The organism is Pseudonocardia yuanmonensis (genome assembly GCF_039542425.1).
GTDB lineage: Bacteria > Actinomycetota > Actinomycetes > Mycobacteriales > Pseudonocardiaceae > Pseudonocardia > Pseudonocardia yuanmonensis.
The window spans coordinates 73,438-99,634 of sequence record NZ_BAABIC010000018.1 but is presented as its reverse complement, the minus strand read 5'-3'; the positions used below and the strand labels follow the sequence as shown (position 1 = coordinate 99,634).

23 protein-coding genes and 1 other RNA gene are annotated in these 26,197 nt (G+C 73.4%); 7 read left to right on the top strand and 17 right to left on the bottom strand.

Annotated elements, in window-relative coordinates:
• The first annotated feature begins 13 nt into the window (after window positions 1-13).
• An RNA gene (rnpB, locus tag ABD990_RS24250) (RNase P RNA component class A) lies at window positions 14-409 on the top strand.
• Window positions 410-581: 172 nt separating this feature from the next.
• On the opposite strand, the gene ABD990_RS24245 is transcribed toward rnpB, so the two are convergent.
• The 17 genes from ABD990_RS24245 to ABD990_RS24165 all read right to left on the bottom strand — a co-directional run bounded on the left by ABD990_RS24245 (window position 582) and on the right by ABD990_RS24165 (window position 20,998).
• Window positions 582-797: a hypothetical protein gene (locus ABD990_RS24245; protein WP_345383039.1), complete on the bottom strand. Its 216-nt coding sequence runs from the start codon at window positions 795-797 to the stop codon at window positions 582-584.
• Between the two features lie 138 nt (window positions 798-935).
• Window positions 936-2,822, bottom strand: a complete 1,887-nt coding sequence (locus ABD990_RS24240) for a helix-turn-helix domain-containing protein (RefSeq protein ID WP_345383038.1) — start codon at window positions 2,820-2,822, stop codon at window positions 936-938.
• Between the two features lie 124 nt (window positions 2,823-2,946).
• A complete protein-coding gene (locus tag ABD990_RS24235; RefSeq protein WP_345383037.1) occupies window positions 2,947-4,890 on the bottom strand; it encodes a helix-turn-helix domain-containing protein in 1,944 nt (647 codons plus the stop codon).
• 172 nt (window positions 4,891-5,062) lie between these two features.
• Complete coding sequence (locus ABD990_RS24230) at window positions 5,063-6,301, bottom strand: LLM class flavin-dependent oxidoreductase (protein ID WP_345383036.1); 1,239 nt, start codon at window positions 6,299-6,301, stop codon at window positions 5,063-5,065.
• Window positions 6,298-7,086: an SDR family NAD(P)-dependent oxidoreductase gene (locus tag ABD990_RS24225; RefSeq protein ID WP_345383035.1), complete on the bottom strand. Its 789-nt coding sequence runs from the start codon at window positions 7,084-7,086 to the stop codon at window positions 6,298-6,300. The genes ABD990_RS24230 and ABD990_RS24225 overlap by 4 nt, the downstream gene beginning before the upstream one ends.
• Before the next feature lie 13 nt (window positions 7,087-7,099).
• On the bottom strand, window positions 7,100-7,873 hold the full coding sequence (locus tag ABD990_RS24220) for an alpha/beta fold hydrolase (protein WP_345383034.1): 774 nt from the start codon (window positions 7,871-7,873) through the stop codon (window positions 7,100-7,102).
• A 50-nt stretch (window positions 7,874-7,923) separates the two neighbouring features.
• A complete protein-coding gene (locus ABD990_RS24215; protein WP_345383033.1) occupies window positions 7,924-8,715 on the bottom strand; it encodes an SDR family NAD(P)-dependent oxidoreductase in 792 nt (263 codons plus the stop codon).
• A gap of 195 nt (window positions 8,716-8,910) precedes the next feature.
• Complete coding sequence (locus ABD990_RS24210) at window positions 8,911-10,485, bottom strand: ABC transporter substrate-binding protein (protein WP_345383032.1); 1,575 nt, start codon at window positions 10,483-10,485, stop codon at window positions 8,911-8,913.
• A 447-nt stretch (window positions 10,486-10,932) separates the two neighbouring features.
• The gene (locus tag ABD990_RS24205) at window positions 10,933-12,501 is read right to left on the bottom strand and encodes an ABC transporter substrate-binding protein (RefSeq protein WP_345383031.1); all 1,569 of its coding nucleotides are present in this window, start codon (window positions 12,499-12,501) and stop codon (window positions 10,933-10,935) included.
• 110 nt (window positions 12,502-12,611) lie between these two features.
• Window positions 12,612-14,165 carry an ABC transporter substrate-binding protein gene (locus ABD990_RS24200; protein WP_345383030.1) on the bottom strand — a complete coding sequence of 518 codons (1,554 nt, stop codon included), beginning with the start codon at window positions 14,163-14,165 and terminating at the stop codon, window positions 12,612-12,614.
• Between the two features lie 27 nt (window positions 14,166-14,192).
• Entirely contained in the window at window positions 14,193-14,987 is a 795-nt protein-coding gene (locus ABD990_RS24195; RefSeq protein ID WP_345383029.1) for an SDR family NAD(P)-dependent oxidoreductase, read from the bottom strand.
• A gap of 14 nt (window positions 14,988-15,001) precedes the next feature.
• Window positions 15,002-15,943 carry an NADP-dependent oxidoreductase gene (locus tag ABD990_RS24190; RefSeq protein WP_345383028.1) on the bottom strand — a complete coding sequence of 314 codons (942 nt, stop codon included), beginning with the start codon at window positions 15,941-15,943 and terminating at the stop codon, window positions 15,002-15,004.
• 1 nt (window position 15,944) lies between these two features.
• Window positions 15,945-17,009 (bottom strand): zinc-dependent alcohol dehydrogenase, encoded by a 1,065-nt coding sequence (locus ABD990_RS24185; RefSeq protein WP_345383027.1) that lies wholly within the window; start codon window positions 17,007-17,009, stop codon window positions 15,945-15,947.
• Window positions 17,006-18,049 carry an ABC transporter ATP-binding protein gene (locus ABD990_RS24180; protein WP_345383026.1) on the bottom strand — a complete coding sequence of 348 codons (1,044 nt, stop codon included), beginning with the start codon at window positions 18,047-18,049 and terminating at the stop codon, window positions 17,006-17,008. Before ABD990_RS24180 ends, ABD990_RS24185 begins: the two co-directional genes overlap by 4 nt.
• A complete protein-coding gene (locus tag ABD990_RS24175) occupies window positions 18,046-19,083 on the bottom strand; it encodes an ABC transporter ATP-binding protein (protein WP_345383025.1) in 1,038 nt (345 codons plus the stop codon). The genes ABD990_RS24180 and ABD990_RS24175 overlap by 4 nt, the downstream gene beginning before the upstream one ends.
• On the bottom strand, window positions 19,080-20,057 hold the full coding sequence (locus ABD990_RS24170) for an ABC transporter permease (protein WP_345383024.1): 978 nt from the start codon (window positions 20,055-20,057) through the stop codon (window positions 19,080-19,082). Before ABD990_RS24170 ends, ABD990_RS24175 begins: the two co-directional genes overlap by 4 nt.
• Window positions 20,054-20,998 (bottom strand): ABC transporter permease, encoded by a 945-nt coding sequence (locus tag ABD990_RS24165; protein ID WP_345383023.1) that lies wholly within the window; start codon window positions 20,996-20,998, stop codon window positions 20,054-20,056. Before ABD990_RS24165 ends, ABD990_RS24170 begins: the two co-directional genes overlap by 4 nt.
• A 400-nt stretch (window positions 20,999-21,398) precedes the next feature.
• Here ABD990_RS24165 and ABD990_RS24160 point away from each other — a divergent pair, with 400 nt between their 5' ends.
• Genes ABD990_RS24160 through ABD990_RS24135 form a run of 6 tightly spaced genes read left to right on the top strand, consistent with a single transcriptional unit; the run spans window position 21,399 to window position 26,175 of the window.
• Complete coding sequence (locus tag ABD990_RS24160; RefSeq protein ID WP_345383022.1) at window positions 21,399-22,640, top strand: LLM class flavin-dependent oxidoreductase; 1,242 nt, start codon at window positions 21,399-21,401, stop codon at window positions 22,638-22,640.
• Window positions 22,637-23,452: an alpha/beta fold hydrolase gene (locus ABD990_RS24155; protein ID WP_345383021.1), complete on the top strand. Its 816-nt coding sequence runs from the start codon at window positions 22,637-22,639 to the stop codon at window positions 23,450-23,452. The genes ABD990_RS24160 and ABD990_RS24155 overlap by 4 nt, the downstream gene beginning before the upstream one ends.
• Window positions 23,449-23,796 carry a hypothetical protein gene (locus ABD990_RS24150; RefSeq protein WP_345383020.1) on the top strand — a complete coding sequence of 116 codons (348 nt, stop codon included), beginning with the start codon at window positions 23,449-23,451 and terminating at the stop codon, window positions 23,794-23,796. The genes ABD990_RS24155 and ABD990_RS24150 overlap by 4 nt, the downstream gene beginning before the upstream one ends.
• Before the next feature lie 4 nt (window positions 23,797-23,800).
• Window positions 23,801-25,390, top strand: a complete 1,590-nt coding sequence (locus ABD990_RS24145) for an MFS transporter (protein WP_345383019.1) — start codon at window positions 23,801-23,803, stop codon at window positions 25,388-25,390.
• Window positions 25,387-25,713: a hypothetical protein gene (locus ABD990_RS24140; protein ID WP_345383018.1), complete on the top strand. Its 327-nt coding sequence runs from the start codon at window positions 25,387-25,389 to the stop codon at window positions 25,711-25,713. Before ABD990_RS24145 ends, ABD990_RS24140 begins: the two co-directional genes overlap by 4 nt.
• 15 nt (window positions 25,714-25,728) lie before the next feature.
• A complete protein-coding gene (locus tag ABD990_RS24135; RefSeq protein ID WP_345383017.1) occupies window positions 25,729-26,175 on the top strand; it encodes a PNPOx family protein in 447 nt (148 codons plus the stop codon).
• Window positions 26,176-26,197 lie beyond the last annotated feature (22 nt).

Sequence of the window (26,197 nt, the reverse complement as noted above, 5' to 3'; positions counted from 1 at the left end):
TCGGTCCTGCGGACGAGCTGGCCGGGCGACCGCGTCGGCATCACGCCGCCGAGGAAAGTCCGGACTCCACAGGGCAGGGTGGTTGTCAACGGCAACCCGGGGCGACCCGCGGGACAGTGCCACAGAGAACAGACCGCCGTGCGCCCCCGGGCGTGCGGTAAGGGTGAAACGGTGGTGTAAGAGACCACCAGCACCCCGGGTGACCGGGGTGGCTCGGTAAACCCCACCCGGAGCAAGGCCAAGAGGCCTCCCCTCGGGGAGGCTGCGCAGGTGTTCGAGGGCGGCCCGTCCGAGCCTGCGGGTAGGCCGCTCGAGCCTGCCGGTGACGGCAGGCCTAGATGGATGGTCGCCGAACGGAGCGCCGCGAGGCGCCCGGGAACAGGATCCGGCTTACAGGCCGGCTCGTCCGCCCCGACCTCGCAGCGCGCGAGGATGCCTTTCCGAATCGCGTGGAGGGCGGGGCGGCGACCGCGGCGGGCTGACTCCGGCTTCGCACCAACCCGCCGGCGGGACCCCGAGCGCCCTGATCGCGACGTCGCGTGTCCGACGCGGCAGGGCTGCCTCGGGCCCGAGTGCGGCGTCTACTCGTCGGTGAAGGTGCCCAGGGTGCGGAAGTTGAGGTAGTCGCGGAGAGTCAGCGCGACCTCGCCGAAGTGCAGAACATCGCCCTCGGTCATCGAGAACGGCTCGGTGTTGGCCAGCTGGACGGTGCCGTCCTCGGCGGGGACGGTTTCGAAGCGGAGCTCGCGGACCCCGTCCGGGGTGAGCAGGTGCGCGGTGCACTCAGCGGGTTGCATCCCCGGGGCGTACCCCCGTCGTCCGACGTCACTCGGCTCACCGCGTGAGGTGGTGCACCACCGGGAGGACCCGGCTCGTGCTGCGTGGGGGCAGCGCGATGTCGAGGCGGTGCGGCCCGTCCGCTCGAGCAGAGTCGCTCAGGTGAGCGGCTCCGCCAACTGCCGGTTGAGCGCGAGGGACAGCTGCATCTCCACGGCCCCGGCCGGTTCCCGCCACCGTGGCCCGCCGAGCACGGCCGTGATCCGCTCCAGCCGCTGGTAGACGGTGTTGACGTGGATCCCGAGCGCCCGGGCGGTGGCGGGCGGGCTCTGACCTGCCGAGAAGTAGGCCTCGACGGTCGCCAGCAGCGTCGACCCGTTCGCGCGGTCGTAGGCCGTCAGCGGCCCCAGGGTGCGCCCGAGGAGCCGCCGGATCTGGTCGGGGTCCGCGTGCTCGAGCACGGTGCCGAGCATGCCCAGCTCGGACAGCGAGGTGCCGTGCCCCTCCCGGCCGAGGGCGAGCAGCAGCCGGTGGCACCGGGCCGCCGAGCGGTGCAGGCCGCGCACGACCCGGGCGGTCGCGCCGGGGCCGGCGGCGCCCGCCGTGACCGGCTGCCCGGCCGCGGTGGACAGCTCGTCGACGGCGAGCCGGGCGGCCTCGTCCGGGTCGAGCCCGGGCACCACCAGGACGACGGTGCCGCCGTGCGCACCGGCCAGCCCGCCGTGGCGCTCCGCGAGGTCGACGGCGGCGCAGACGAGCGGCTGGTCCGGCGCCGGTCCGCGGCCCTGCCTGCTCGCCGCACTGCTGGCCACCACGACCGTGTGCGGCCGCTCGAAGTCCGCGATGCCCGAGCGCACGGCCCGCCGCTGCAGCACCGCCCAGTTCGGCGCGCGGTCCGCAAGAAGGTCCGCCAGGAGCTCGGCCCGCACCTCCCGGGCGACGAGCGCGCTCTGCCTGCTCATCACGAGCAGCAGGGCCGCCGTCTGCGCCGCCCGTTCGAGGGTGCGCTCGTCCGCGGCGGACAGGGGAGCGGCCCGGACTAGCCGCAGGCGCCCCAGCGACTCCTCGCCCACCCGGATCTCGACCTCGTGGCCGTCCGACCGGTCGACGCCGGTGTCCTCGCCGCACTCGGCGAGCACCGTGCCGTCCGCGGCCAGCAGGAGTGCGGTGCCGCCGAGGATGCGGCGGACGGCCCGGACGAGCTCGGACACGTCCGTGCGCTCGAGGGCGAGGGGCATGAGCTGCTCGTGGGCGAAGGCGGCCCGCTCGAGCGCGTGACGCTGGGCCGCGAGCCGGGCGCCCGCCTCCCTGAGTTCCGTGGTGACGGACTGGGTGCGCTCGTAGAGGCGGGCGTTCTCGATCACGACGGACGCGTGGGCGGCGAGCGAGGACAGCAGCGCGAGCTCGGCCTGGTCGAAGTCGCGGCGGACGCGGTTCGCGGCGAAGAGCGCGCCGATCACCGTGGCGCCGGTCTTCATCGGCACGCCCGCGATGCTGACGATGCCGTCGGCCCCGACCGCGGCGGCCACCAGCGGGTCGTGCCGGATGCGCTCGTCGACGAGGTAGTCGGAGGTCGCGAGCGCCTGCGCGGTCTGGATCACGAAGCCGCCGACGCCGTAGCCGGGCCGCTGCCGCACGGCGCGGATGCCGTCCGTCCGCGTGCCGACGGTGACCCGCATGTAGGCGTCGCCGGTGGAGTCGTCGACCAGGGCGATGTACGCGGAGTCCGACCCCAGCAACCGCCGCGCCCGCTCCACGATCGCCCGGAGCACCTCGTCGCTGCTGCGCAGCGAGGTCAGGTCGCGCGCCGTCGCGTAGAGGGCGGCGCCCTCCCGCTCCCGGCGCCGACGCAGGTCGAGCAGGTCCCGCACGGCCAGCGCGTCGGCCGCCGCGCGCACCGCGGCGGGCCCCGCCCGCAGCCCCGACACCACGGCGGTGACGATCTCGGCCGGCGCGTCGTCGGCGAGGAGTTCCACGACGTGGGTGAGGGTGTCGGCGACGCTCGTCGCCGGGGCAGGTCGTTCGGGGGACTTCAGGGGGGACATCCACGGCCCTCCGGTGCTTGACGAACGATCGTTCAGTGAGTGTAGGCGGGTGTGATCGCCCGGGGCAACGGTCCGTGCGGCGTCCGTCGCTCGACCGGGCAGCTCGACGGGCGGCTCGGCCGGATCAGCCGGGGACGAGGTCGTCCAGGGGGATGTGGTCGAGGATCCGGTACAGCTGCAGCGCGACCTGCACGCTCAGCGAGCCCTCCGGTTCGCGCCAGCGCCGGTGGCCCAGCACCCGGTCGATCCGGTCCATCCGCTGGTAGACGGTGTTGGGGTGCAGCTGCAGGGACTTCGCGGCGGCGCGGGGGTTCTGGCCCGCGGCGAAGTAGCCGTCCAGCGTGCGCAGCAGGTCCGTGCCGTGCTCGGAGTCGTAGCGCTGAAGCGGCGTGACCGTCTGCGCGAGCAGGGCGCGGACCTGCGCCCGGGAGGTACCGTCGAGGATCAGCCCCAGCGCGCCGAGCTCGTCCGTGGTGGCGCCCTCGCCCTCCCGGCCCAGGGCGAGAAGCAGGCGGTGGCAGCGGTCCGCCTCCCGGTGCGCGGCCCGCAGCTCGCGCGCCGTGGTGGCGGGGCCGGCGACGCCCGCGGTCACCCGGCCGGCGGTCGCCCGGCTCAGCTGCTCGGGAAGCTGACGGGCCGCGACGGCCGGATCGACCCCGGGCAGCAGCACCACGACGTGCGCCCCGTGCTCCAGCGCGAGGCCGCCGGTGCGGCCGGCCTGCCCGGTCGCCGCCCGCAGCAGCGAACGGCGGCCGGCGTCGTCGGCCGTCACCACGGCGACCGCGTGGGGGCGCCGCAGGTCCAGGCCGCACGACCCCGCCCGGCGGGCCCGGCGCTCGAAGGCGGCCCAGTCCGGTTCGCGCTCGGCCAGCAGCTCCTCGACGAGCTCGCCGCGCAGCCGCTGCTCGGTCACTGACACCTGCCGCTCCATGAGCCGGAGCAGGGCGGCGGTCTGCGCGGCCCGCTCCAGGATGCGGACGTCCGTGCCCGGTACGGGGCCGGCGGCGTCGAGGACCAGATGACCGAACCGCTCGCCGCCGGCCCGGATCGGTGCGGCCCAGGCCGTGGGACCGAGGCGGACCGCTCCGGTCGCGTCCGGGGGGACGTCGTCCGGCGCACCGGGGGGCTCGGCGGCGGGGTCGGCGGGCCGGGCCGCCGCCGCGACGACGGTCCCGTCCGGGTCCACGGCGGCCACACCCGCGTCGAGCATCTCGGCCACGGTCTCGACGAGGTCCGCGAGGTCGGCCCCGCGCAGGGCCATCGGGATGAGCCGCTCGTGGGCGGCGCTCGCGCGCTCGAGTGCCTCGCCGTGTCGAGCGAGCTCGGCGTTCGCCTCGCGCAGGCGGCGGGCCGTGGCCTCGGCGTCGCCGAAGAGCCTCGTGTTCTCGATGACGATGGACGCGTGGTCGGCGAGCGCCGAGAGCAGTGAGATCTCCTCGCGTTCGAAGGTGCGCTCGTGCCGGTTGGCCACGAACAGCGCGCCGATCACGGACCCGCCGAGCCGCATCGGCACCCCGGCCATGCTGACGATGCCGTCCTGGACCACCGCGTCGGCGACCGCCGGATCGCGCGTGATGCGCGGATCGGTGAGGTAGTCGCGGGTCGCGAAGGGTTCGCCGGTCGCCACGATCAGGCCGCCGACCCCGCTGCCCACCGGTTGTCGCACGGACTCGATCGCCCTGGTCACGGTGCCGAGCGTGACCCGCATGTAGACGTCCTCGCGGACCGGGTCGACCAGGGCGAGGTAGGTCGCGTCCGTGCCCAGCAGCTGGCGCGACCGGGCGACGATCGCGTCCAGCGCCTCGTCGGGGTCCCGCAGCGCGGCCAGCCCGCGCGCGGTCTCGAGGAGGGCCTGGGTCTCCTTCTCGCGGCGCTTGCGCCGCTGGAGCCGGGTCCGCACGATCGCGCCCCGGCGCAGCGCGTGCAGCAGGGTCTCGCGCCCGGGCCCGGGTGCGCGGGCCTCGACGAGCTCCGCCAGCCGGTGGAAGGCCTCGTCGGGTGCCTCCGTCGCCAGCAGGCGGAGCAGTCGGGCGAGGGTCTCCTCCACGGTGAGGTCCTCGTCGGGCACGGATCACCTCCGGCTACCGGTCACTGATCGATCGTTCAGTGACCGGTAGCCTACGGAGCGGAACCGGCCGGAGGGATCCCACGAACAGCCCAATCCGGACGACCGGTGCGGCGCGCGCCCGGACCCTCGCCGTCGACCGTCGCCCGGGACCGTCGCCCCGGGACCGTCGCGGTCAGAGCGTCGCAGCCGGGAACTTGGCGGCGACCCGCTCCTGGCTCACCTTCGGGGTCCAGCGGTCCTCCTCGTCCGCCCAGATGTCGCGCAGCTTCGGGATGACCTGGGTGCCGACGAGGTGGTTGTTCTTCGCCGCCACGTCCTCGGCGAGGTTCCCCATGTGCATGCAGGTGATGAGCTGCCCGATGCGCAGGTCGGTGACCAGCTTGCGGACACGCTGCTCGACCCGCTCCGGGGTGCCGGCGATGATGTAGCCGAGCTCGTCGTACTCCCAGAAGGACAGCTCGCCGCGCTGGGCCTTGAGCCGCTCCTCGGCGGAGATCGTCTTCGCCCGGGTCAGGTTCTCCCGGATCGACGCCTGGGAGGTGTAGCCGGGCGGCGTCGCCTGCCAGATCGCCGTCGGGTTCTGCCGGTAGAAGTACTTCACCGCGTCCGCGTACTGCCGCTCCGCCTCCTCGTCGGTGTCCGCGCAGCAGATCACCTGGGTGAAGGCCATCCGGTTCGGGTTCATGTTCCCGCCGGTCGCCTCCGTGTGGTCCCAGAAGCCCTTGACGATCGGCTCGGCGGACTGGCGGCCCGAGAAGGAGAGGTAGCCGTAGCAGTAGTCGAAGGCGTTGACCACGTCCCAGGTCTCGACGCTGCCGCTGCCGGGGATCCACACGGGGATCTCGTCCTGGACGGGCCGCGGCCACGGGTTGACGTAGCGCAGTTTGGTGTACTTGCCGTTGAACGCGAACGGCTCCTCGGTCTTCCACGCCCTGATGATCAGCTCGCGGGCCTCGTGGAACCGCTCACGCAGCTCGACGGGAGGCACGCCGTAGGAGAACGCGCTGTCCATCGGGGTGCCGAACACGATGCCCGCGATGACCCGCCCGCCCGACAGCGCGTCGAGCATCGCGATCTCCTCGGCGACCCGGATCGGCGGGTTGTACAGCGCCAGCGAGTTGCCGCACAGGGCGATCGCGGCGTTCTCGGTGGTCGCGGCCAGGATCGACGCGATGAGGTTGGGCGAGGGCGTCATCGCCAGCGAGGTCTGGTGGTGCTCGTTGAGCAGCAGCGAGTCCCAGCCGAGGCCGTCCGCCTGCTGCATCAGCCGGATGTAGGTGTGGTAGTCCTCGCCGACCTGCCGGGGATCCGCGTAGGCGGCCGGCGGGGTCACCCAGGAGCTCTCGACCGTGTCGCCGTACTCCGGCGGCAGCTTGCTGTAGTACTGCTGGGCGAACCAGTGGAACTTCACTTCTGCGTCTCCAGGGTGCGGTTGGCGGGTGCGGTGGCCATGGCGCCGCCGTCGACCCGGTAGGTCTCGCCGTTGACGAAGGCGGACTCGTCCGACGCCAGGAACAGCACCATGTTGGCGATGTCCTCGGGCTCGCCGACCCGCGGCGAGGCGACCCCCTCCAGGGCCCGCACCGGCAGTTCGGGCACCGCGTCGAGCAGTTGCCGGGTGCGGATCACGCCGGGCGCGATGGCGTTGGACCGCACGCCGTCCTTGCCGTGCTGCGCGGCGACGAACCGGGTCAGGCCCACGACGGCGGCCTTGGTCGTGCCGTAGGCGGTCAGGGCGGGGCTGCCGCGCAACCCGCCGACGGACGCCATGTTGATGATCGACCCGCCGCCGTTGCGGACCATGTGCGGCAGCGCGAACTTGCACATCAGGAAGATGCTGCGGACGTTGGTCGCGAACGCCCGGTCCCACATCTCGAGGCTCGTGTCGATCACGGAGCCGTCGGTGAACCAGGCGTCCGGCCCGACGAGCGCTGCGTTGTTGTGGATGACGTCGACGCGCCCGTGCTTCTCGATCACGGTGCCGACGAGGGCCTCGATGGACCCCGCGTCCGTGGCGTCGAAGTGCACCGCCTCCGCCTCGCCGCCGATCTCGGCGGCCACCTGCTTGGCCCCGTCGAGGTTGATGTCGGCGATCACCACGGTGGCACCCTCGCGCGCGAGCGTTCGGGCCGTCGCGGCCCCGATCCCCGCGGCACCGCCCGTGACCAGCGCGATCTTGCCCTCTACCCGTCCCATGTGGACCCCTCCCTCAGCCGGCCAGGAACGCGGACACGGCGGACACGAACTCGTCCTCCTGCTCGACCATCGGGTAGTGGCCCGCGGCCTCGATGCGGTGCAGTCGCGCGTCCGGGATCAGCCGGACGAACTCCTCGGCGTAGGAGACGGGGAGCAGCCCGTCGGAGGTCCCGTGCACGACCAGTGTGGGGGCGTCGATCAGCGGGAGCCGCCGGCGCAGCCCGCGCTCGGCGATGGGCCACATGAACTTGGTGGCGCAGCCGAGGTTGCGGGCGGAGAACAGGATCGGGGCGTGCGGGTCGTCCGGGTCGGGCACGAAGTTCGTCGGCTCGACCTCGGGCGGGTCCGCGTGCCACTTGGCCGCCTTGACCTGGTCGGCGGGGCCGAAGGGGTCCAGCGTCGGCTCGTCGTCCAGCCAGAGGCCGTAGGCGTTGACCAGCACGAGGCGGCGCACCAGCTGCGGGGCGACCGCGGCGAGCTCGGCGGCGAACATCCCGCCCAGCGAGTGGCCGACGACGTCGACGGACTCCAGGCCCCAGGACTCGACCAGCTCGCGGTAGTAGAGGGCGACGTCCTGGACGTCCGTGAAGTGCTCGAAGCCGGTCGAGTTCCCGTACCCGGGCTGCTCGGGCGCGAGCACCCGGTGGTCGGCGGCGAGCCGCTTGAGGAACCCGGCGCCGCCGGGGTGGCGTTCGTAGCCGTGCAGGTAGAGCAGCGGCGCGCCGGAGCCCTCCTCCCACAGCTCGACGTCGAACGTCCCGATGTTCGGGATCTCCAGCGTGGTCATGTCGCTCCCGGTTCGTGAGCAGGGTCTGGGGTGCAGCAGGTCGGACGTGGTCAGAAGTCGTGGCCCAGGCCGCCGATCGGGGGCATCCCCGAGTGCGCCCACAGGCCGCCGTCCGCGACGAGGTGGGTGCCGGTGACGAAGGAGGCCTCGTCGGAGGCGAGGAACAGCACGGCGTTCGCGATCTCCTCGGCCCGGCCGTAGCGGCCCATCGGGATCGCCTCCCGGATGTCCTCCCAGGTCCGCGGGGCGGCGTCGTGCAGCCGGTCGATGGGCGGGGTGCCGATCGGGCCGGGGCACACCGCGTTGCACCGGATCCCCTTGCGGGCGTACTCGATCGCCGTGACCCGGGACAGGTTGACGACGCCGGCCTTCAGCACGTTGTAGGCGCCGAGCCCGTAGTCGCCCGCGAGGCCGGACACCGAGGCGGTGTTGACGATCGCACCGCGGCCCTGCGCCAGCATCGGCACGAGGGCCACCTTGATCGCGTACCAGTAGGCGACGAGGCTCGCGTCGAGCGATCGCCGGAACCCCTCCAGCGAGAGGTCGCCGACGCGGCCCGGCTCGAAGGCGACGTGGTTGTTGTGCAGCACGTCGAGCGTGCCGTGCCGGTCGAGCGCGAACCCGATCAGGGCGTCGATCTCCTCGGACCGCGAGGCGTCGCAGACCCGCAGGTCGATCGTCCCGCCCGCCTCCCGGACCTCGGCGACGATCTTCTCGCCGGCCGCCTCGTCGATGTCGGCGATCACCACGGCCGCGCCCTCCCGGGCGAAGGCCCGCGCCGTCGCGGCCCCGATCCCCGAACCGCCGCCGGTGATCACGGCGACCTTGCCGTCGAGCCGCATGCGAGGGCCTCCCGTGCTGGTGGGACGGTGTGCGGGGCCGGCCGGTCGACCGGCGCCCCGCCTCCGAGTCTGGGATCGGCGCGGGGGAGGGACAACGGACGGATGCCCACCCCCGGGGCGGGATCCGTGGGTGTTCCTCCACCCGCGCCGGGGCGGCCCGGTGGGGTGTGCCCCTCCCCACCGGGCCCGTCGGCGTCAGCCCGCGGTGACCCCGACGCCGTAGAAGGTCGGTGCGTAGGCGGGCCGGTAGCCCTCCGGGAACACCGCCTTGTCGGTCCACGCCGACGGCGGGTAGTGCGCGTGCAGCGGGAAGCTCTTGAGGATCTTCTTCTCCTCCTCGATCATCCGGTGCATCGCCGGGAGCCGGGCGTCCCGGGTCGCGCCGCTGAGGGCCTCGAGCCACGCCTTCTCGAACTCCGGGGTGGTGGTGTTCCACGGGTTGGCGTACTGGCCCGGCAGGCTCGCCTGGTACACCGTCGTCGGGTCCTGGAAGGGCGCGCCCATGCCCGGGAAGGCGTTGCCCTCCTGCCGGCCGTAGAAGGTCTGCGGCGTGGTCGGCGACTCGATCACCCGGGTCGTCGCGCGCAGCCCGGACTCCGCCAGCATCGGCACCAGCGCCTCGGCCACCGCGCGGTGGTCGTCCAGGCTGGGCACGAGCATCTCGAAGTCGACGCCGTTCGGGTAGCCGGCCTGCGCGAGCAGCTGCCGGGCCTTGGCCGGGTCGTAGCTGTAGTCGGGGTTGGCCGGCGTGACCTTCTGGTCGAAGGCCCAGTAGTCCGGCGGCATGTACTGCGCGACCGGCTTGCCCAGCCCGAAGAACACGCCGTCGACGATCGCCTGGCGGTCCACCGCGTGCTGGAAGGCCTGCCGGACCTCCAGCTTGTCGAAGGGCGGCTTACCGGTGTTCATGTACATCGACATGATCGACAGGCTCTTGGACTCGGCGGTGTTGAGCCCGGCGTTCTTGGCCTGGTCGGCCTGGGACGGGTCCAGGTAGGTGAGCTCGGCCTGGCCGGTCTGCAGCATGTTCAGCCGGGTCGGCGCGGAGGTCTGCACGTAGATCTCGTAGTGCGCGGCCTTCGCGGCCTCCGGGTCCCAGTAGCCCTCGGTGCGGTCGTAGCGGCTGACCTGGCCGGGGATGTACTCGACCAGCCGGGCCATGCCGGAACCGACCGGCTTCTGGTCGAGGTCCGGGTTCTTCATCGCGGCCGGGCTGATCATGCTGCCCGGGGTGCCGCTGAACAGCGCGGGGAGGTTGCCGCCGGGGCCGGACAGGTTGATCCGGACGGTGGTCGGGTCGACGACCTCGGCGCCCGCGACGCGGGCCATCGCGCCCTTCTGCGTGCTGCCGTCCAGGGTCTTCATCCGCTCGATGTTCGCCTTGACCGCCGCGGCGTCGAACTTCGTGCCGTCGGAGAAGGTGACGTCGTCCCGCAGCTTCATGACCAGCGCGGTCTCGTTGTCGACGAACTCCCAGGAGGTGGCGAGCTGCGGCACGAGCTCGCCGTTCTCGTTCTCCCGGATGAGCTGGTCGTAGACCAGCCGGAAGAAGATCATGTCCCACGGGTTGGCGGACTTGTGCGGGTCGAACGTCGACGGGTTCTGCACGAAGACGTAGCGGAAGGTGCCGTTCGGGTCGAGCGTCCCGCCCCCGGACCCGCCGCCCCCGCCGGATCCGCCTCCGCAGGCGGACAGCACCACGGCCAGGACGGCCAGCAGGACCGCCGCCACTCTCGAACGGGTGCGGCGCAGCGTCGTTGCTGTGGTCACACGGGTCTCCTCGTCTGAGCGACCGGGGATGGCGCGGGACACCGGACCACCCGGGTCCGCCCGCGCGCAGGGACGTCCGCCACTGTGACCGCGGGCATCCCGGGGGACAACGGGAGTCCGACCACCAGCGGGCCGCGTCGGATGGGCGGACGCACATCGGGGCGATACACGTGATCTCGCCGGCCCGCGGTCTCGTGATCGTCGTGAGCGTGACGCTGCGGTCGTGTCGACGACCATCAGGTGACGCTCGCCGCGATCTTCGCCGGAGCGCCGCGGACGTGATCAGCACGAGCGTGACGGGGCGGTCGTCGCGGCGACCATGGCGTCACGCTCGTGCTGATCATGGTGCGGCGGCACGGACGACGTCCGCGGCCGCCGCGCGCATCCGTCCGGCGAGCAGTCCGCGCTCGTCGGTCAGGTCCAGCACGCGGCGGCCGCGGAGGAGCACTACGCGGCGACCCCGACCCCGCGGAGGCTGAACATGAAGTTCACCCGGTAGCCCTCGGTCGGGAGCACCACCTTGCTCGTGTACGCCATCGGCGGGGTGTGCTGGTGGATCGGCACGCGCTTGCGGATGCCCTTCTCGCTCTCGACCATCTGCCGCACGGCGGGGGCGCGGGCCTGGGGGTCGGTCCCGAGCAGGGCGGAGCCGTACGCGGTGATGAACTGCGGGGTGCTGACGTTCCACGGGTTGTAGAACTGGTCCGGCAGCTCCGGCAGATAGGCCGTCGTCGGGTCACCGACGGGCGAGCCCATGCCGATCAGGGCGTTGCCCTCCTCGCGGGAGAAGAAGGTGTCTGCCGTGGTGGCGGCGTCGATCACCCGGGGCTTCACCCTGAAGCCGCCCGCCTCGAGCATCGGGATCAGCGCCTCGGCGGCCGACCGGTGGCTGTCGATGCCGGGGATCAGGAACTCGATCTCGACGCCGTTCGGGTACCCCGCCTCGGCGAGCAGCTGCGTGGCGCGCGCCGGGTCGTAGTTGAAGTCCGGCGCGTCCGGCGTGACGGCGGGGTCGTAGCCCCAGTGGTCCGGCGGCAGGAACTGGGCGACGGGGATGCCGTAGCCGAAGAACACGCCGTCCACGATCGCCGTGCGGTCGATGGTGTGCTCCAGGGCCTGCCGGGCCTCGAGCTTGTCGAACGGCGCCTTGCCCGGGTTCATGAAGAAGTTGAGGATCGCGGTGCTCGCCGAGGCCTCGGCGTTGAGCCCGGCCGCCTTGGCCTGGTCGGCCTGCGAGGCCTCGAGGTTGGCGATGTCCGCCTGGCCGCCGATCAGCATGTTCATCCGGGTGGTGGCCTGCGGCTGCACGTAGATCTCGTACCGGGCGGCCCTGGCCGCGTCCTTGTCCCAGTAGTTCGGGTTCCGCTCGAACCGCACGACCTGGTTCGGCACGTACTCGACCAGCGAGGCCATGCCGGAGCCGACGGGCTTCTGGTCGAGGTCCGGGTTGTCGAACGCCGCCGGGCTGATCATCACGCCCGCCGAGCTCGAGAGGAAGTTGGGCAGGTTGCCCCCCGGGCCGTTCAGGTTGATCCGGATCTGCGTCGGTGACACGACCTGCACGTCCTGGATCGCCCGGATCAGGCCCTTCACCGCGCTGGTCTCGGCGAACCGCGCCCGGTCCAGGTTCGCCTTCGCGGCGGCCGCGTCGAACCTGGTGCCGTCGACGAACGTGACGTCGTCACGGAGGTCGAGCACCAGCGCCTTCCCGTCGTCGACGAACTCCCACCTCGTCGCCAGCTGCGGCTTGAGCTCGCCGAACGTGTCCGCCCGGATGAGGTGGTCGTAGGGCAGCTGGTAGACGACGTTGTCCCACGGGTTGCCGGACTTGTGCGGGTCGAACGTCGACACCGCCTGCGACCAGGCGAAGCGCAGCGTCGCGTTCGGGTCGGCCTCGGTCGCCTGCCCCGAGCCCGACCCACCTCCGCTCCCGCCACCGCACGCGGCGGCCACCAGCGCCACCACGGCGAGCAGCACCGCCAGCACCCTGGACGACGCTCTCCTGTCACGCACCATCGCGCTCCCTCTCCTCGAGAAGTCCGCCGTGTCCCGGGCGGAACGTCAGAACCCGCCAGGTCGCCGTCCCGGGGGTCCGGCGGACCATCTCCAGGTCGGCCGGCAGCCGGTCAGCCCGCCGCGACCGCGACGCCGCGGAACACCGGGGCGTAGGCCGGCTTGTAGCCCGGCGGGAAGATCACCCTGTCCGTCCAGACGCTGGGCGGCTGGGCCGCGTAGATGCCGAACTGGCGCCGGAGGTCCTTCTCACCCTCGATCATCCGGTGCACCGCCGGCAGCCGCTCCTCCCGCGTGGCGCCGACCAGGGAGTCGTTCCAGGCCTGGGTGAACTCCGGCGAGGTCGTGTTCCAGGGGTTGGTGAACTGCCCGGCCAGGTTCGACTCGTACTGCGTGGAGGGGTCGACGAAGGGGGCGCTCGCCCCGATGTAGGCGTTGCCCTCCTGCCGGCCGAAGAAGGTGGCAGGCGTGGTCGCCGGCTCGATGACCCGGGTCCGCGGGCGCAGGCCCACCGCCTCGAGCATCGGGACGACGGCCTCGGACACGGCCCGGTGGTCGTCGAGCGCGGGGATGAGCATCTCGAACTCGGTGCCCGCCGGGTACCCGGCCTGCGCCAGCAGCTGCTTCGCCTTCTCCGGGTCGTAGCTGTACTCCGGCCCGTCCCAGGCGACCTTCTCGTCGTAGGCCCAGTGCCCCGGCGGGATCAGCTGCGAGGTCGGCGCGCCGATGCCGAACAGCACCCCGTCGACGATCGCCCTGCGGTCGATCGCGTGCTCCATCGCCTGCCGCACCTCGAGCTTGTCGAAGGGCGCCTCGGCGGTGTTCACGGTCATGCGGAAGATCGTCGTGCTCTGCGACGGCGCGACGTTCACGCCCGCGGCCACCGCCTGGTCCTGAGTGGACGGGTCCAGATAGGTCATGTCGATCTGGCCGGTGGTCAGCATGTTTAGCCGGGTCGGCGAGGAGGTCTGCACGTAGACCTCGATCCCGGCGACCTTCACCGCGTCCGGGTCCCAGTAGTTCGGGGCCTTCGCGTAGCGGGTCACCTGGCCGGGGACGTACTCCGTCATCGTGAACATGCCCGAGCCGACGGGCTTCTGGTCCAGGTCCGGGTTGTCGAACGCCGCTGGGCTGATCATGGAGCCGTGCCGCTCGGTGAACAGCGCGGGCAGGTTGCCGCCGGGGGAGCTCAGGTTCAGCCGGACCGTCGTCGGGTCCGGCGTGTCGACGGACGCGATGGCCCGCAGCGCGCCCTTGACCGCGCTGGTCTCCAGCGTCTTGGCGCGTTCGAGGTTGGCCTTCACCGCGGCGGAGTCGAACTTCGTGCCGTCGTGGAAGGTGACGTCGTCCCGGAGCGTGAGCTGGAGGACCTTGCCGTCGTCGAGGAACTCGTAGCCGGTCGCCAGCATCGGGGCGATCTCGCCGTTCTGGTCCTCCTGCAGCAGCTGGTCGTAGACCAGCCGCAGGTTGACCATGTCCCAGGCGTTGCTGGAGCGGTGCGGGTCGAAGCTGGAGACGTTCTGCACGAACGCGTACCGCAGGATCGCGTTCGGGTCCGGGGTCGCCGCGGCACCGGAGCCCGCGCCGCCACCACCGCAGGCGGTGACGAGCAGCGCGAACACGGCGACCAGACCGGCGAGCAGCCGCCGGGACGAAGGAGCCCTCACCGGGCACTCCTCTCTCGGTCTGGGGCCTCAGCCCGTGAACTGGCCACCGGCGGGGTGCAGGATCTGCCCGGTGGTGAAGGACGACTCGTCGCTCGCGAGGTAGAGGCAGGCGGCCGCCGACTCGGCCGCGGTGCCGAGCCGGTTCATCGGCGTGATGCTCATGGCCATCGCGAAGGCCGTCTCGTTGTCCTCGAGCCCCGCGATCATCGGTGTGGCCGTGTAGCCGGGGCCGACGGCGTTGACCCGCACGCCCGTCGTCGCCAGCTCCAGCGCCATGACCTTGGTGAGCATCCAGACGCCGGCCTTGGAAACGCAGTACGGCGAGGCGCCGGCCAGCGGGATCTTCGCCGCGGTCGAGGCGATGTTCACGATCGACCCGCCGTCGCCCTGGGCGAGCATCTGCCGGGCCAGGGCGCGGTCGGTGAACAGCACGCCGAGGACGTTCACGTCGAGCACCCGCCGGAAGTTGTCCGGCTCCAGGTTGACGACGTGCGTCGCGTCGCCCCGGGCCGTCCGGGTCTGGATGTTGCTGGCGCCCTGCGCGGTGGCGACGCCCGCGGCGGCCACGCCGACGTCGACGCGCCCGAAGGTCTCGACCGCGGCGGCGACGAGCGCGTCGCAGTCGGCCTCGGAGGTGGTGTCGGTGCGCACGTAGCGGGCCGAGCGGCCCGTCTTCTCCACCAGCGCGACCGTCTCGGCGCCGTCCTGGAGGTCGCCGACGACGACGTCCGCACCCTCCTCGGCGAACCGCACGGCGGTCGCCCGGCCGATGCCGCTCGCGCCTCCGGTGATCACGGCGACCTTGCCGTCGAGACTGCCCATGTGTCGATCTCCTCCTAGAACGTGAGGACGAGCCGGCCGCGGGTGCCGCCCGCCTGCAGGCGCTCGTGCGCGGCCGCGGCCCCCGCGGCCGGGTAGGTGTCCGCGACGCGCAGCGTCAGCCGCCCGTCGAGGACGAGCTGGGCGAGCTTGGCGATCTCGGCGCCGTCGGTGAGGTGGTCGCGGACCATCACCGGGTGGATGCGGATGTCCCGCTCGGTCGGGCCCGCCCAGAACCGGACCGTGGCCAGCGCCCCGCCGTCGCGCACGATCGGCAGGGCGCCCGCGTCGAGCACGGCGGCGTCGATCAGCCCGTCGACGCCCTCGGGCACCGCGGCCCGGAAGGCCGCCACCTCCTCGCCGACCTCCCGCGAGGCGCGGACCACCACGTCCGCGCCGAGGCCGCGGACGAGCTCCTCGTCCTGCGCGAAGGCGTCGGCGACGACCCGCAGGCCCGCGATCCGGCCGAGCTCGATCGCGTACCCGCCGACGGCGCCGGCCGCCCCGGTCACGCCGAGCGTCCGTCCCGCGGTGAGGCCGAGGTGCAGCAGTGCGGAGTAGACGGTCAGCCCGTTCATCGGCAGCGTGGCCGCCTCGACGTCGGTGATGCCGTCCGGGATCGGCGCGGCGGCGTTGTCCGGCACGACGACGTACTCGGCCTGTGCGCCGCCCAGCGCGCGCCGGGGCATCACGATCGCCATCACCCGCTCGCCGACGGCCCACGTGCTGTCCGGCCCGACGGCGTCGACGACACCGGCCATCTCCATCCCCGGGACCCACGGCGCGGGCAGGCCCTCCTTCGCCCGCGGGCCCCACTGCCGGAAGGCCGTGTCGGTCGGGTTGACCGCGGCCGCGGTCGTCCGGATGCGGATCTCCCGAGGCCCGGGCTCGGGGGTGGGCAGCTCCACGAGCCGCAGCACCTCGGGGCCACCGGGGTGCGGGATGCCGACGGCGTACACGTCAGGACTCCTGCGGATCGGCGGCGGGATCGGGGAGGACGAGCACCTTCACCGAACCGTCGACGGCGTGCTGGGTGTCGAAGGCCTCGGCGACCCGGCTGAGCGGGACGCGGTGCGAGACGAGCGGGGTCACGTCGACCAGTCCGTCGGCCAGCAGCCGGAAGGCCTCGGTCGCGTCCGGCCCGGTGTAGGCGAAGCTGCCCAACAGCCGGAGCTCCTTCTGCACCACGGTGTCCAGGTCGACCGGCGGTGCGGCGCCGACCAGCCCGGCGACCGACACGACCCCGCCCGCCCGGACGACCTCGGTGGCGAGCGCGATCATCGGCGGTGCGCCCGAGCACTCGAAGAAGGTGCCGACGTTCCCGGCGACCTGGTACGGCGAGGTCGAGGTGCCCCACCGGTCCAGCAGGTGGGAGCGGGCGTCCTCGGCGCGGGCGTCGAGGACGACGGCGCCGAGCCCGGAGGCGGCGGCCAGGCGGGCCGGCGAGACGTCGATCCCGACGACGTCCCGGGCGCCGTACGCGAGCAGCACCCGCAGCACGCCCTGCCCGATCGAGCCGAGCCCGGCGACGACGATCGGCCCGTCGAGATCCGGGCCGGCGCTCGCGACGGCGCGGGTCGCGACGGACAGCGGTTCGAGAAAGGCACCCTCCTCGACGCTCATGGTGTCGGGCATCCGGTGCAGCCGGGCGCCGGACTCCGCGTTCGGCACGAGGACCTTGTCGGACAGCCCGCCGCGGGCACTGGAGGCGGGCGCCGAGCACAGGTTGGTGCGGCCGAGCGAGCACTGCCGGCAGGAGCCGCACGGGCCCATCGGGTTGACCGCGACCCGGTCCCCGACCTTCAGCTCGCGGATCCCGGTCCCGACCGCGCTGACGGTGCCGGAGAACTCGTGGCCCATCGGCGCGCCCGCGGTGATCCAGACACCCTCGGCGAACGCGTGCACGTCCGAGCCGCAGATGCCGCAGGCGGCGACGCCGAGGACGACGTCGTGGGGCCCGGGGACCGGGTCGTCGACCTCGACCAGTCCGATCCGCCCGATCCCCTCCCAGACCGCGCTCCTCACGCCGGGACCTCCGAACGCGTCGCGAGCGTCCGGACCGAGGCACCGGCGAGCCGGGGACCGGCCGTGTGCAGGTGGCAGGCCACCTCGCCCGACCCCTGCGCGGGCGTGAGCAGCGGGACCTCGGTGCGGCAGACGTCCATCGCGTAGGCGCACCGGGTGTGGAACCGGCAGCCCGGCGGCACGCGCGAGGGGTCCGGCGGGTCGCCGGACAGCACGATCCGCTCCCGTGCCCGCTGCGTCCTGGGCGACGGCACGGGCACGGCCGACAGCAGCGCCTCGGTGTACGGGTGGGCCGGTGCGTCGAACACCCGGGCGGCGTCGCCGTGCTCGACGATCTGCCCGAGGTACATCACCGCCACCCGGTCCGAGATGTGCCGGACCACGGACAGGTCGTGCGCGATGAACAGGTAGGTCAGCCCGATCTGGGCGGACAGCTCCTCGAGCAGCCCGATGACCTGGTTCTGGGTGGAGACGTCGAGGGCGGAGACGGCCTCGTCGAGCACGAGGATCTTCGGGTCGGCGGCGATCGCGCGGGCGATGGTGAGCCGCTGGCGCTGCCCGCCGGAGAACTCGTGCGGGTAGCGGGTCATGTACTCCGGCGGCAGGCCGACCCGGCGCAGCAGCTCGGCGACCCGCTCCACCCGCTCCGTGCGACCGAGCTTGACGTGCACGTCGAGCGGTTCGCCGATCGAGTCGCGGACCAACATGGACGGGTCCAACGAGGAGTAGGGGTCCTGGAAGACCATCTGGATGTCCCGGCGCGCGGTGCGCAGCTCCTTGGCGGGCAGGCCGAGGAGCTCGCGCCCCTCCAGCCGCACCGAGCCGCCGGTGGGCTCGACCAGGCGCATCAGGCCGCGCGCGGTCGTCGACTTGCCGCAGCCGGACTCGCCGACCAGGCCGAGCGTCTCGCCCTCGGACAGGTCGAAGCTCACGCCGTCGACGGCCTTGAGCGCGATGCGCTCGCGGAACAGCCGCTTGCGCGGGGAGAAGGTGACCTCGAGGTCGCGGACGGTCAGCAGCGGCTCCGGGGACGGGCTCACGGGTTGCCTCGCAGGGTCAGCTCGGAGTGGCGCAGGCAGCGGGTCGTGTGGTGCGGGGCGGCGACCTCCAGCGGCGGGGTCCCTCCGCCGACGCAGGCGTCGGCCGCGTACCGGCACCGCGGGTGGAAGCGGCAGCCGTCCGGCATCGCGCCGATCCTGGGGGGATGGCCCGGGATGCTCGCCAGCGCCTCGGACGGGTTGTCCATCCGCGGCATCGCCGCGAGCAGGCCCTCCATGTAGGGGTGCCGGGGGTTCTCGAACAGCTCGTCGAGCCCGGCCCCCTCGACGATCTGGCCCGCGTACATCACCAGGACCCGGTCGCAGACGTCCGCGACGACGCCGAGGTCGTGGGTGATGAAGATGACCGACATGCCGTGCTCGTGCTGCACCTCGCGGAGCAGCTCGAGGATCTGCGCCTGGACCGTCACGTCCAGGGCGGTGGTCGGCTCGTCGGCCACGATGACGTCCGGGTTGCAGGCCAGCGCGATCGCGATCATCACGCGCTGCCGCATGCCGCCGGAGAACTCGAAGGGGTACTGGGCGGCGCGCCGGGCCGGGCTCGGCACACCCACCCGGTCGAGCAGCTCGACCGCGCGCCGCTTCGACTCCCGCCGGCTCGCGCCCTCGTGCCGGCGCAGCACCTCGGCGATCTGGTCGCCGACGGTGAAGGCCGGGTTGAGGCTGCTCATCGGCTCCTGGAAGATCATGGAGATCGTCGGCCCGCGGACGTCGGACATCTGTTTGGGCGTGAGCCGGGTGAGGTCGTGGTCGAGCAGCCGCAGCGTGTCCGCCCGGACCCGGGTCTGCCTGGGCGGCATGAGACCGGCGATGGACAGGCAGGTCACGCTCTTGCCCGAGCCGGACTCGCCCACGATGCCGAGCGTCTCCCCGCGCCGGACGGAGAAGCTCACCCCGTCGACGACGGTCGCCCAGCCGGTCTCGGTGAGCACGTCCACGACGAGGTTGTCGACCTCCAGGGTGGTGTCGGTGACGGTGCCCGCGCGGACGGCGGCGCTGCCGGTGGTGGCGGTCACGACTCGGTCCTTTCCTCGCGGCCGAGGGCGTCCCGGAGCCCGTCGCCGAGCGTCACGAAGGTGAACACCGTCAGCGCGATCAGCACGCCCGGGAAGATGCCCAGCCAGGGCGAGCGTCCGAAGTAGAGGAAACCCTCGCGGATCATGGAGCCCCAGCTCGCGTCCGGCGGCTGGACGCCGAGGCCGAGGAAGCTCAGGCCGGCCTCGGAGAGCATCGCGTAGCCGGCGGTGACCGCGACCGCGACGGTCAGCGGGGACAGGGTGTTCGGCAGGATGTGCCGGAGGATGACCATCCACGTCGGGGTGCCGATGCTGCGCGAGGCCTCGACGAAGGTCTCCTCCTTGAGCCCGAGCACCACGCCGCGCACGAGCCGGAGGAACCGCGGGGCCATCAGGATCCCCACCGCGAACATCGCGTTGCGCAGGCTCGGCCCGAGGACCCCGACCAGCGCGATCGCGAGCAGCAGCGGCGGGAAGCTCATCGCCGCGTCGTTGAGCCGCATGACGACCTGGTCGAAGCGGCCCGACAGGAAGCCGGACAGGAAGCCGAGCGGCACCCCGATCGCCATCGCCACGAGCAGCGCCAGCGCGATGGCCAGCAGGGACACCCGGGTGCCGACGATGAGCCGGCTCAGGATGTCCCGGCCCAGCTGGTCCGTGCCGAGCAGGTGGCCGGGCGAGAACGGGTCCAGCAGGACCGCGCGCAGGTTCTGCGCGTTCGGGTCGGCGGGGGTGATGAACGGGCCGATCAGGGCGACGACGATCAGCAGGGCCAGGACCCCGAGCGCGATCATCGCGCCCCGGTTGCCGCCGACACGGCGGCGGAAGTCGGCCCAGGCGCCGCCGCCGTGGGCGAGCGCCTCGGCCGAGACCGAGGCGGGGGAGCCGGCCGGCATCGCCGAGGCCGCGGGCGCCTCCGGCGCGACCTCCGCCGAGGGCGGCCGGGCCTTCGGCTTCTTCTCCACATTGGTCATCGGGGCCGCACCTTCGGGTTGAGGTAGCCGTACGTGAGGTCGACGAGGAGGTTCGAGAGCATCGCGACGAGGACGGCGACCAGCACGATCCCCTGGATGACGGGGATGTCGCGGGTGGTGACCGCGTTCAGCGCGACCTGGCCGAGGCCGGGGACGCCGAAGATCTGCTCCACGAGCACCGCGCCGCCGAGCAGCGCGGTGATCTGCAGCCCCAGCACGGTGACGAGCGGGACGCTCGCGTTCTTCATGACGTGCTTGCCGATCACCATCCGGCCGCGCAGGCCCTTGGCCCGCGCGGTGCGGACGTAGTCCTGCTGCAGGACCCCGATGATCGAGCCGCGCAGCTGCCGGGCGCTCTCCGCGGCGCCGGCGATGCCGAGGGTCAGTGCCGGCAACAGGATGTGCGAGGCCCAGGCGGCGGGGTCCTTCTCGATGGGCACGTAGCCCGTGGCCGGCAGCCACCCGAGCGTGAGGCTGAACAGCAGCACGAACATCAGGCCGAGCCAGAAGGACGGGAGGGCGATGCCGAGGGACGAGCCGATGCTCGAGATCCGGTCCAGCCACGTCCCGCGGCGCAGCGCCGAGAGGATCGCGGTCGGCACCGCGATCAGCAGGGAGATCACGAGCGCCGACCCGGCCAGGGCGAGGGTGACGGGGAGGCCGTCGCCGATCGAGGTGGCGACCGGGCGGCTGGTGAACAGCGAGGTGCCGAGGTCACCCGTCAGCGCGGAGGTGATCCAGTCCCAGTACTGCACGACCATCGGGCGGTCGAGGCCGAGCCGCTCCCGGACGGCCGCCACCTGTTCGACGGTCGCCTCCGGGCCGGCGATGGTGACTGCCGGGTCGCCCGGGATGAGCAGCACCAGGCCGAAGACGACGAAGGTCACCAGCAGGAGTACGGGAACGGTGGTCGCCACACGTGTGAGAAAGAACTTCAGCACGGATGCTCAACCTCCTCGTTGAAGTCGGCGCATCGATTCTCGAAAAAGTCCGGGCAGCGCTGTGCGCCCTTTCCGGGGATCGCCCGGAACGGGTCGCACGGGACCCGGCCGCGGGGTGTGCGGCCGGTCTCAGCAGGGGATCGACGGTCGGCGTCGAGAACGGACGCTAAGCGAGGCGACCCGTGACGGGCAACGTCCGAAGCGTCCGACTTCGAACGACGATCGGAACACCGCACTTTTCCGCCCGATTCGGGCCGCGCATCGGGACGATGCCCACGACACGGCGGGAATCGCTGTGCGGATCCCCATTGTCGGCCCCCACGGCGCCGCTCACGCTGGCCCCGGACCCCGGCGGGTGCCGGCGGTCCGGTGCGGCCGGGTGAGGGCAGGAGGCGGGAGCGTGAAGTTCCACTGGTTCGCGGAGGTCACCTACGACGGGCTGCCCCCGGACTTCCCGGCGCCCGGGCAGGGCGGCTGGGTGGACAGCCCGATCGCGATGGCCGACCCCGAGCGCGTCGGCGCGAACTACCGGATGTTCATCCGGCTCATGCAGCAGGCCGAGCGGGCCGGCTTCGACGGGCTGGCGGTCAACGAGCACCACCAGACGCCGTTCGCGATGACCCCGTCGCCGAACCTGCTGGCGGCGAGCGTCGCGAGCAGCACCGAGAGAGCCGCGATCCTCGTGATCGGGGACTCGCTGGCGCTCTACAACCCGCCGATCCGGGTGGCCGAGGAGATGGCCTACCTGGACTGCCTGTCCGAGGGGCGGCTGATCGCCGGCTTCGTGTTCGGGACCCCGATGGACTCCACCCACGCATACGGCCGGCCGCCGATCGAGCTGCGCGAGCGCTTCCACGAGGCGCGCGAGCTGATCCTGCGCGCCTGGGAGGAACCGGAGCCGTTCGCCTTCAACGGCCGCTACACCCAGCTGCGCCACGTCAACCTGTGGCCGCGGCCGATCCAGCGCCGGCCCCCGATCTGGGTTCCCGGCTCGTCGAGCCCGGAGACCTGGGAGCTCGTGACCCGGGAGAACTACTGCTACGGCCATCTGTCCTTCTCCGGGCTGAAGGCCGCTAAACCGCTGGTGGACGGCTACTGGGACTACGTCGCCGCGCACGACGGCGACCTGAACCCGCACCGGATGGCGTTCACCCAGATCGTCTGCGTGGCCGACACCGACCGGGAGGCGGAGGAGAAGTACGCCGAGGCGGTGCGCTACTTCCAGCGCGTCCGGGACCCCGCGGTGCGCTGGGCGACGCCGCCCGGCTACCACTCGTCCGCCGCCATGGCGGGGATGCTGCAGCGGACGACCACGCCGGAGGCCAAGGAGGACAAGCGGCGCGCGGTGTCCGGGGAGATGTCCTTCTGGGAGTACGACGAGAAGGGCTACATCGTGGCCGGCACCCCGGACCGGGTGGCGCAGCGGCTGCGCGAGCTGGCCACCGAGCTGCGCGTCGGGCAGCTGATCGCCTCGCTGCACATGGGCAACCTCCCGGAGGAGACCGCCGCGATGAACACGCACCTGTTCGGCACCAAGGTCATCCCGAAGCTGCGGGACCTGTGGGCCGACCAACCCGACCACTGGACGCCCGAGGTCAGCCGCGCCCGGGTCGGCGCCGCCTCCCTGGTGGCGGGCTCGTGAGCACCACGACCGTCAACGGCGTCCGGCTCCGCTACGACGTGCAGGGCGACGGCCCGCCGCTGCTGCTGATCGCCGGGCTCGGCCTGAGCTCCCTCGCGTGGGCCGCTGCCGTTCCGCGGCTCCGCGAGGGCTACACCGTGGTCACCTTCGACAACCGGGGCACCGGGCTGTCGGAGGTCCCGCCCGGCCCGTACCCGATCGACACCCTGGGCGACGACGCCGCGGCCCTCGTCGAGCATCTCGGGCTCGGCCCGGTCTCGGCCGTCGGCTGGTCGCTGGGCGGTTCGGTGCTCCAGTCGATGCTCGTCCGGCACGGCGACCTGCTCACGAAGGCGGTGCTGCTCAACGCCTTCCCGTCCTACACCGGGGTCCAGGACGCGTGGCTCGACTCGGGCCTCGCGCTTCGCCGGGCGGGCGTCGACCCGGTGGCGATCGGCATCCACGGCATGCCCTGGGCGTTCACCCCGCGGCTGCTCGCCGACCACACCGCCGCGCAGGCCCAGGCCGAGCTCGCGCGCAAGGACCCGCACCCGACGACCCTCGAGGGCTTCGAGGCCCAGGCCGCCGGCCTGCGGGTCTACGACTCCCGGGCGGACCTGCCCTCGGCGACCACCCCCACCCTGGTGCTCACGGGCGCCGAGGACGTGCTGACCCCGGTCGCGCAGTCCGTCGAGATCGCGGAGCTGCTGCCGCACGGCACGCTGCAGGTCCTGCCGCGCGGCGGACACGGGATGCTCGTGGAGTACCTCGACGACACCCTCGCGGCGATCACCGCCTACCTCGGGGCCGCCGTCGGCGGAGTGGAGGCGTGAGCGCGCCCGCCCTCGGCCCGGTCGGCCCCGTCGACCCGGTCGGCCCTGGTGGCCCGGTCGGCCCCGTCGACCCGGTCGGCCCTGGCGGCTCCGTCGAGCCGGCCGACCCGGTCGGCCCTGGCGGCTCCGTCGAGCCGGCCGACCCGGCCGATCCGGTCGGGGCCGCCGTCGCGGCGGGCGCGGCGGGACGCCCCGTCGTCCTGGCGTCGCCGGCGCCGCCCGCGCCCTCGCCCGCCGGCTCGCCGTGCCGGCTCGCCGTGTCCGAGCTCGTCGCACGGACCCAGCGGCCGGCCCGGCCGGGGCGGGCGGAGCGAGCGGTCCGCCGGGTCGCGCGGGCCGGCTGACGGGGTGGGCACGGAGATCCCCGCGGCGAGGTCCGACGCGGTACCCGGTGGTACCGCCGGTGCCGCACCCGGTGCCGCGCCGGTGGTCACCCGGCGCGGCGCGTTCCTCGCCCTGATGTGCAGCGTCCAGTTCATGATGCTGGTCGGCGGCACCGTGGTGACGGTGTCGCTGCCCGTGATCCGGCGTGAGCTCGGGCTCGGGACGGGCGAGCTGCAGTGGGTGCTGACGGCCTTCCCGCTGACCTTCGGCTGCCTGCTGCTGCTCGGCGGCCGTTGTGCCGACGTCTTCGGCCGGCGACGGCTGTTCCTGGCCGGGCTCCTCGTCTTCGGGGCGGGCTCGCTGCTGTGCGCCGTGGCGGACCGGGCATGGGTGCTGATCGGTGCCCGCGCCCTCGCCGGGCTGGGCGCGGCGATGGCCTCGCCCGCGGCCATGGCGCTGTTGACCTCGGTGTTCGTCGCCCCGCGCGCCCGCAGCACCGCCCTCGGCGCGTGGGCCGCGGTGGGGGCCGTGGGTGCCACGCTGGGCAACGTGCTCGGCGGCCTGCTCACGTCCGCGGGCGGCTGGCAGTGGATCTTCCTGGTGAACGTCCCGGTGTGCGTCGTGGCGGCGGTCGCGGTGCTGCTCCTGGTCCCGGCCGGGGTCCCGGCGGGACGCAGGCCGCGGCTGGGCCTGCTCGGCGGCGTGCTGTGCACCGCGGCGGTGGCCGCGCTGGTGCTCGGGCTGGGGGAGCTCCGCGTCCCGGGCGGGCTCCCCGCCGCGGTGGTCCTGCTGCTCGGCGCCGTCGCGCTCGCCGCCGCGTTCGTGGTGTCCCAGGTGCGCAGCCCCGAGCCGCTGCTGCCCCTCGGGCTGTTCCGCAGGCGCACGTCCGTCGGGTTCGCCCTGGTCCTGGTCACCGCGGGCACGGGGATCGGCGCCTACTTCACCACCTCGCTGTTCATGCAGGAGACGCTCGGCTGGTCCGCGCTGCGCGCGGGGCTGGCCTTCGTCCCGTGGGCCGCGCTGACGGCGGTGGTCGCGCAGGTCGCGTCCCGCACACTGCACCTGGTCGGGCCGCGGATCGTGGTGCCGGCCGCAATGCTGGTGTCGGCCTCGGGCGCCCTGCTGCTGTCCCGGGCCTACGGGCCCTCGACGGCGTTCGCCCCCGACCTGCTCGTGCCGTTCCTGCTGCTGGGCGCGGGGACCGGTGCCGCGAGCGTGAGCTGCACCGTGACGGCGATGTCCGGCGTGCCGCGGTCCCGCCACGGGGTCGGGGGCGGGGACGCTGAACAGCACGCGGGCCGTCGGCGCGGCGATCTCCATCGCCGTCGTCACCGTGCTGACGGCGACGGCGACCGCGCGGGCCCTCGTCGCGGGCGGCACCCCGCTCGGAGCCGCCGTGACCGGGCAGCGGACCGCCGTCCTCGTGCTGGCCTGCCTGGCGCTCGCCGGCGCGGTGGCGGCCGCGGTGCTCCTGCCCGGCCGCACGCCGGCACCCGACGACCGGGACCTCGACCCGGGCTCCGCGCTGCCGGGCACCGGTCCGCTGCCGTGAGACCGCCCGGTCCCGCTCCGCGTGTGCCGGGTGGCGCCCGGGGCCTAGGCTCGGGACCGTGAGCGACAATCTGGTCGAACTGCAGCTCGACGAGGCCGGCCTGTCCGGTGACCTCCCCCGGCCCGGCGGCCCCGAGGACGAGATCCAGGACGTCCCGTTCCGTCCCGTCGTGTTCCGCGACGACGATCTCCCGTCCGCGCTGTCCCGCTCCGCCGAGTGGCTGCGCGGCGCCCAGGAGTGGCTCGGCGAGCCGCTCGACGTCATCGCGATCCACCTCGACTACGACGACCGGGCCGGGGCGCCGTACTACGAGGTCAAGCTCCTGTGCAACGAGGAGGACCTCGCCGGGGCCCCGGTCGCGCGGCGGCGGGCGGAGGGCGGCTGAGGCGCCCGGGGACCGATGCCGGAGAAGATCGCACCGCCGCGGTGGCTGCGGCCGGTGAACGCCGTGCTGCTGGCGGCCCGCCGGCTCGGGCTGGGCTGGGCCCGCGAGATGCCGGTGCTCGTCCTGCCCGGCCGGCGCACCGGCAAGCTCCGGCGCACCCCGGTCTCGGTGCTGCACCACGACGGGGGCCGCTACCTGCTCGCCGGGTTCCCCGGGGCGGACTGGGCGGCCAACGCCCGGGCGGCCGGGGTCGGCATCCTGGCCGTCGGCCGCCAGGAGGAGCGCGTCCGGCTCGTCGAGCTCTCGCCGGCCGAGGCCGAACCGGTCCTGCGCGTGTGGCCGGTCCGCATCCCGCAGGGCGCGAAGATCATGCGGGACGCCGGCGTCGTGCCCGACCTCGAGCCCGAGAGTTTCGTCGCGCTGGCCGGACGCTGCGCCACGTTCCGGATCGAGACGGTGTGATCGAGACGGTGTGATCGGCGCG

Bases quoted from the DNA above. Each gene is read 5' to 3' on its own strand.
- ABD990_RS24240 (WP_345383038.1), bottom strand. From the start codon at position 2,822: ATGTCCCCCCTGAAGTCCCCCGAACGACCTGCCCCGGCGACGAGCGTC.
- ABD990_RS24225 (WP_345383035.1), bottom strand. From the start codon at position 7,086: ATGGGACGGGTAGAGGGCAAGATCGCGCTGGTCACGGGCGGTGCCGCG.
- ABD990_RS24245 (WP_345383039.1), bottom strand. From the start codon at position 797: ATGCAACCCGCTGAGTGCACCGCGCACCTGCTCACCCCGGACGGGGTC.
- ABD990_RS24205 (WP_345383031.1), bottom strand. From the start codon at position 12,501: ATGGTGCGTGACAGGAGAGCGTCGTCCAGGGTGCTGGCGGTGCTGCTC.
- ABD990_RS24220 (WP_345383034.1), bottom strand. From the start codon at position 7,873: ATGACCACGCTGGAGATCCCGAACATCGGGACGTTCGACGTCGAGCTG.
- ABD990_RS24135 (WP_345383017.1), top strand. From the start codon at position 25,729: ATGCCGGAGAAGATCGCACCGCCGCGGTGGCTGCGGCCGGTGAACGCC.
- ABD990_RS24170 (WP_345383024.1), bottom strand. From the start codon at position 20,057: ATGACCAATGTGGAGAAGAAGCCGAAGGCCCGGCCGCCCTCGGCGGAG.
- ABD990_RS24195 (WP_345383029.1), bottom strand. From the start codon at position 14,987: ATGGGCAGTCTCGACGGCAAGGTCGCCGTGATCACCGGAGGCGCGAGC.
- ABD990_RS24215 (WP_345383033.1), bottom strand. From the start codon at position 8,715: ATGCGGCTCGACGGCAAGGTCGCCGTGATCACCGGCGGCGGTTCGGGG.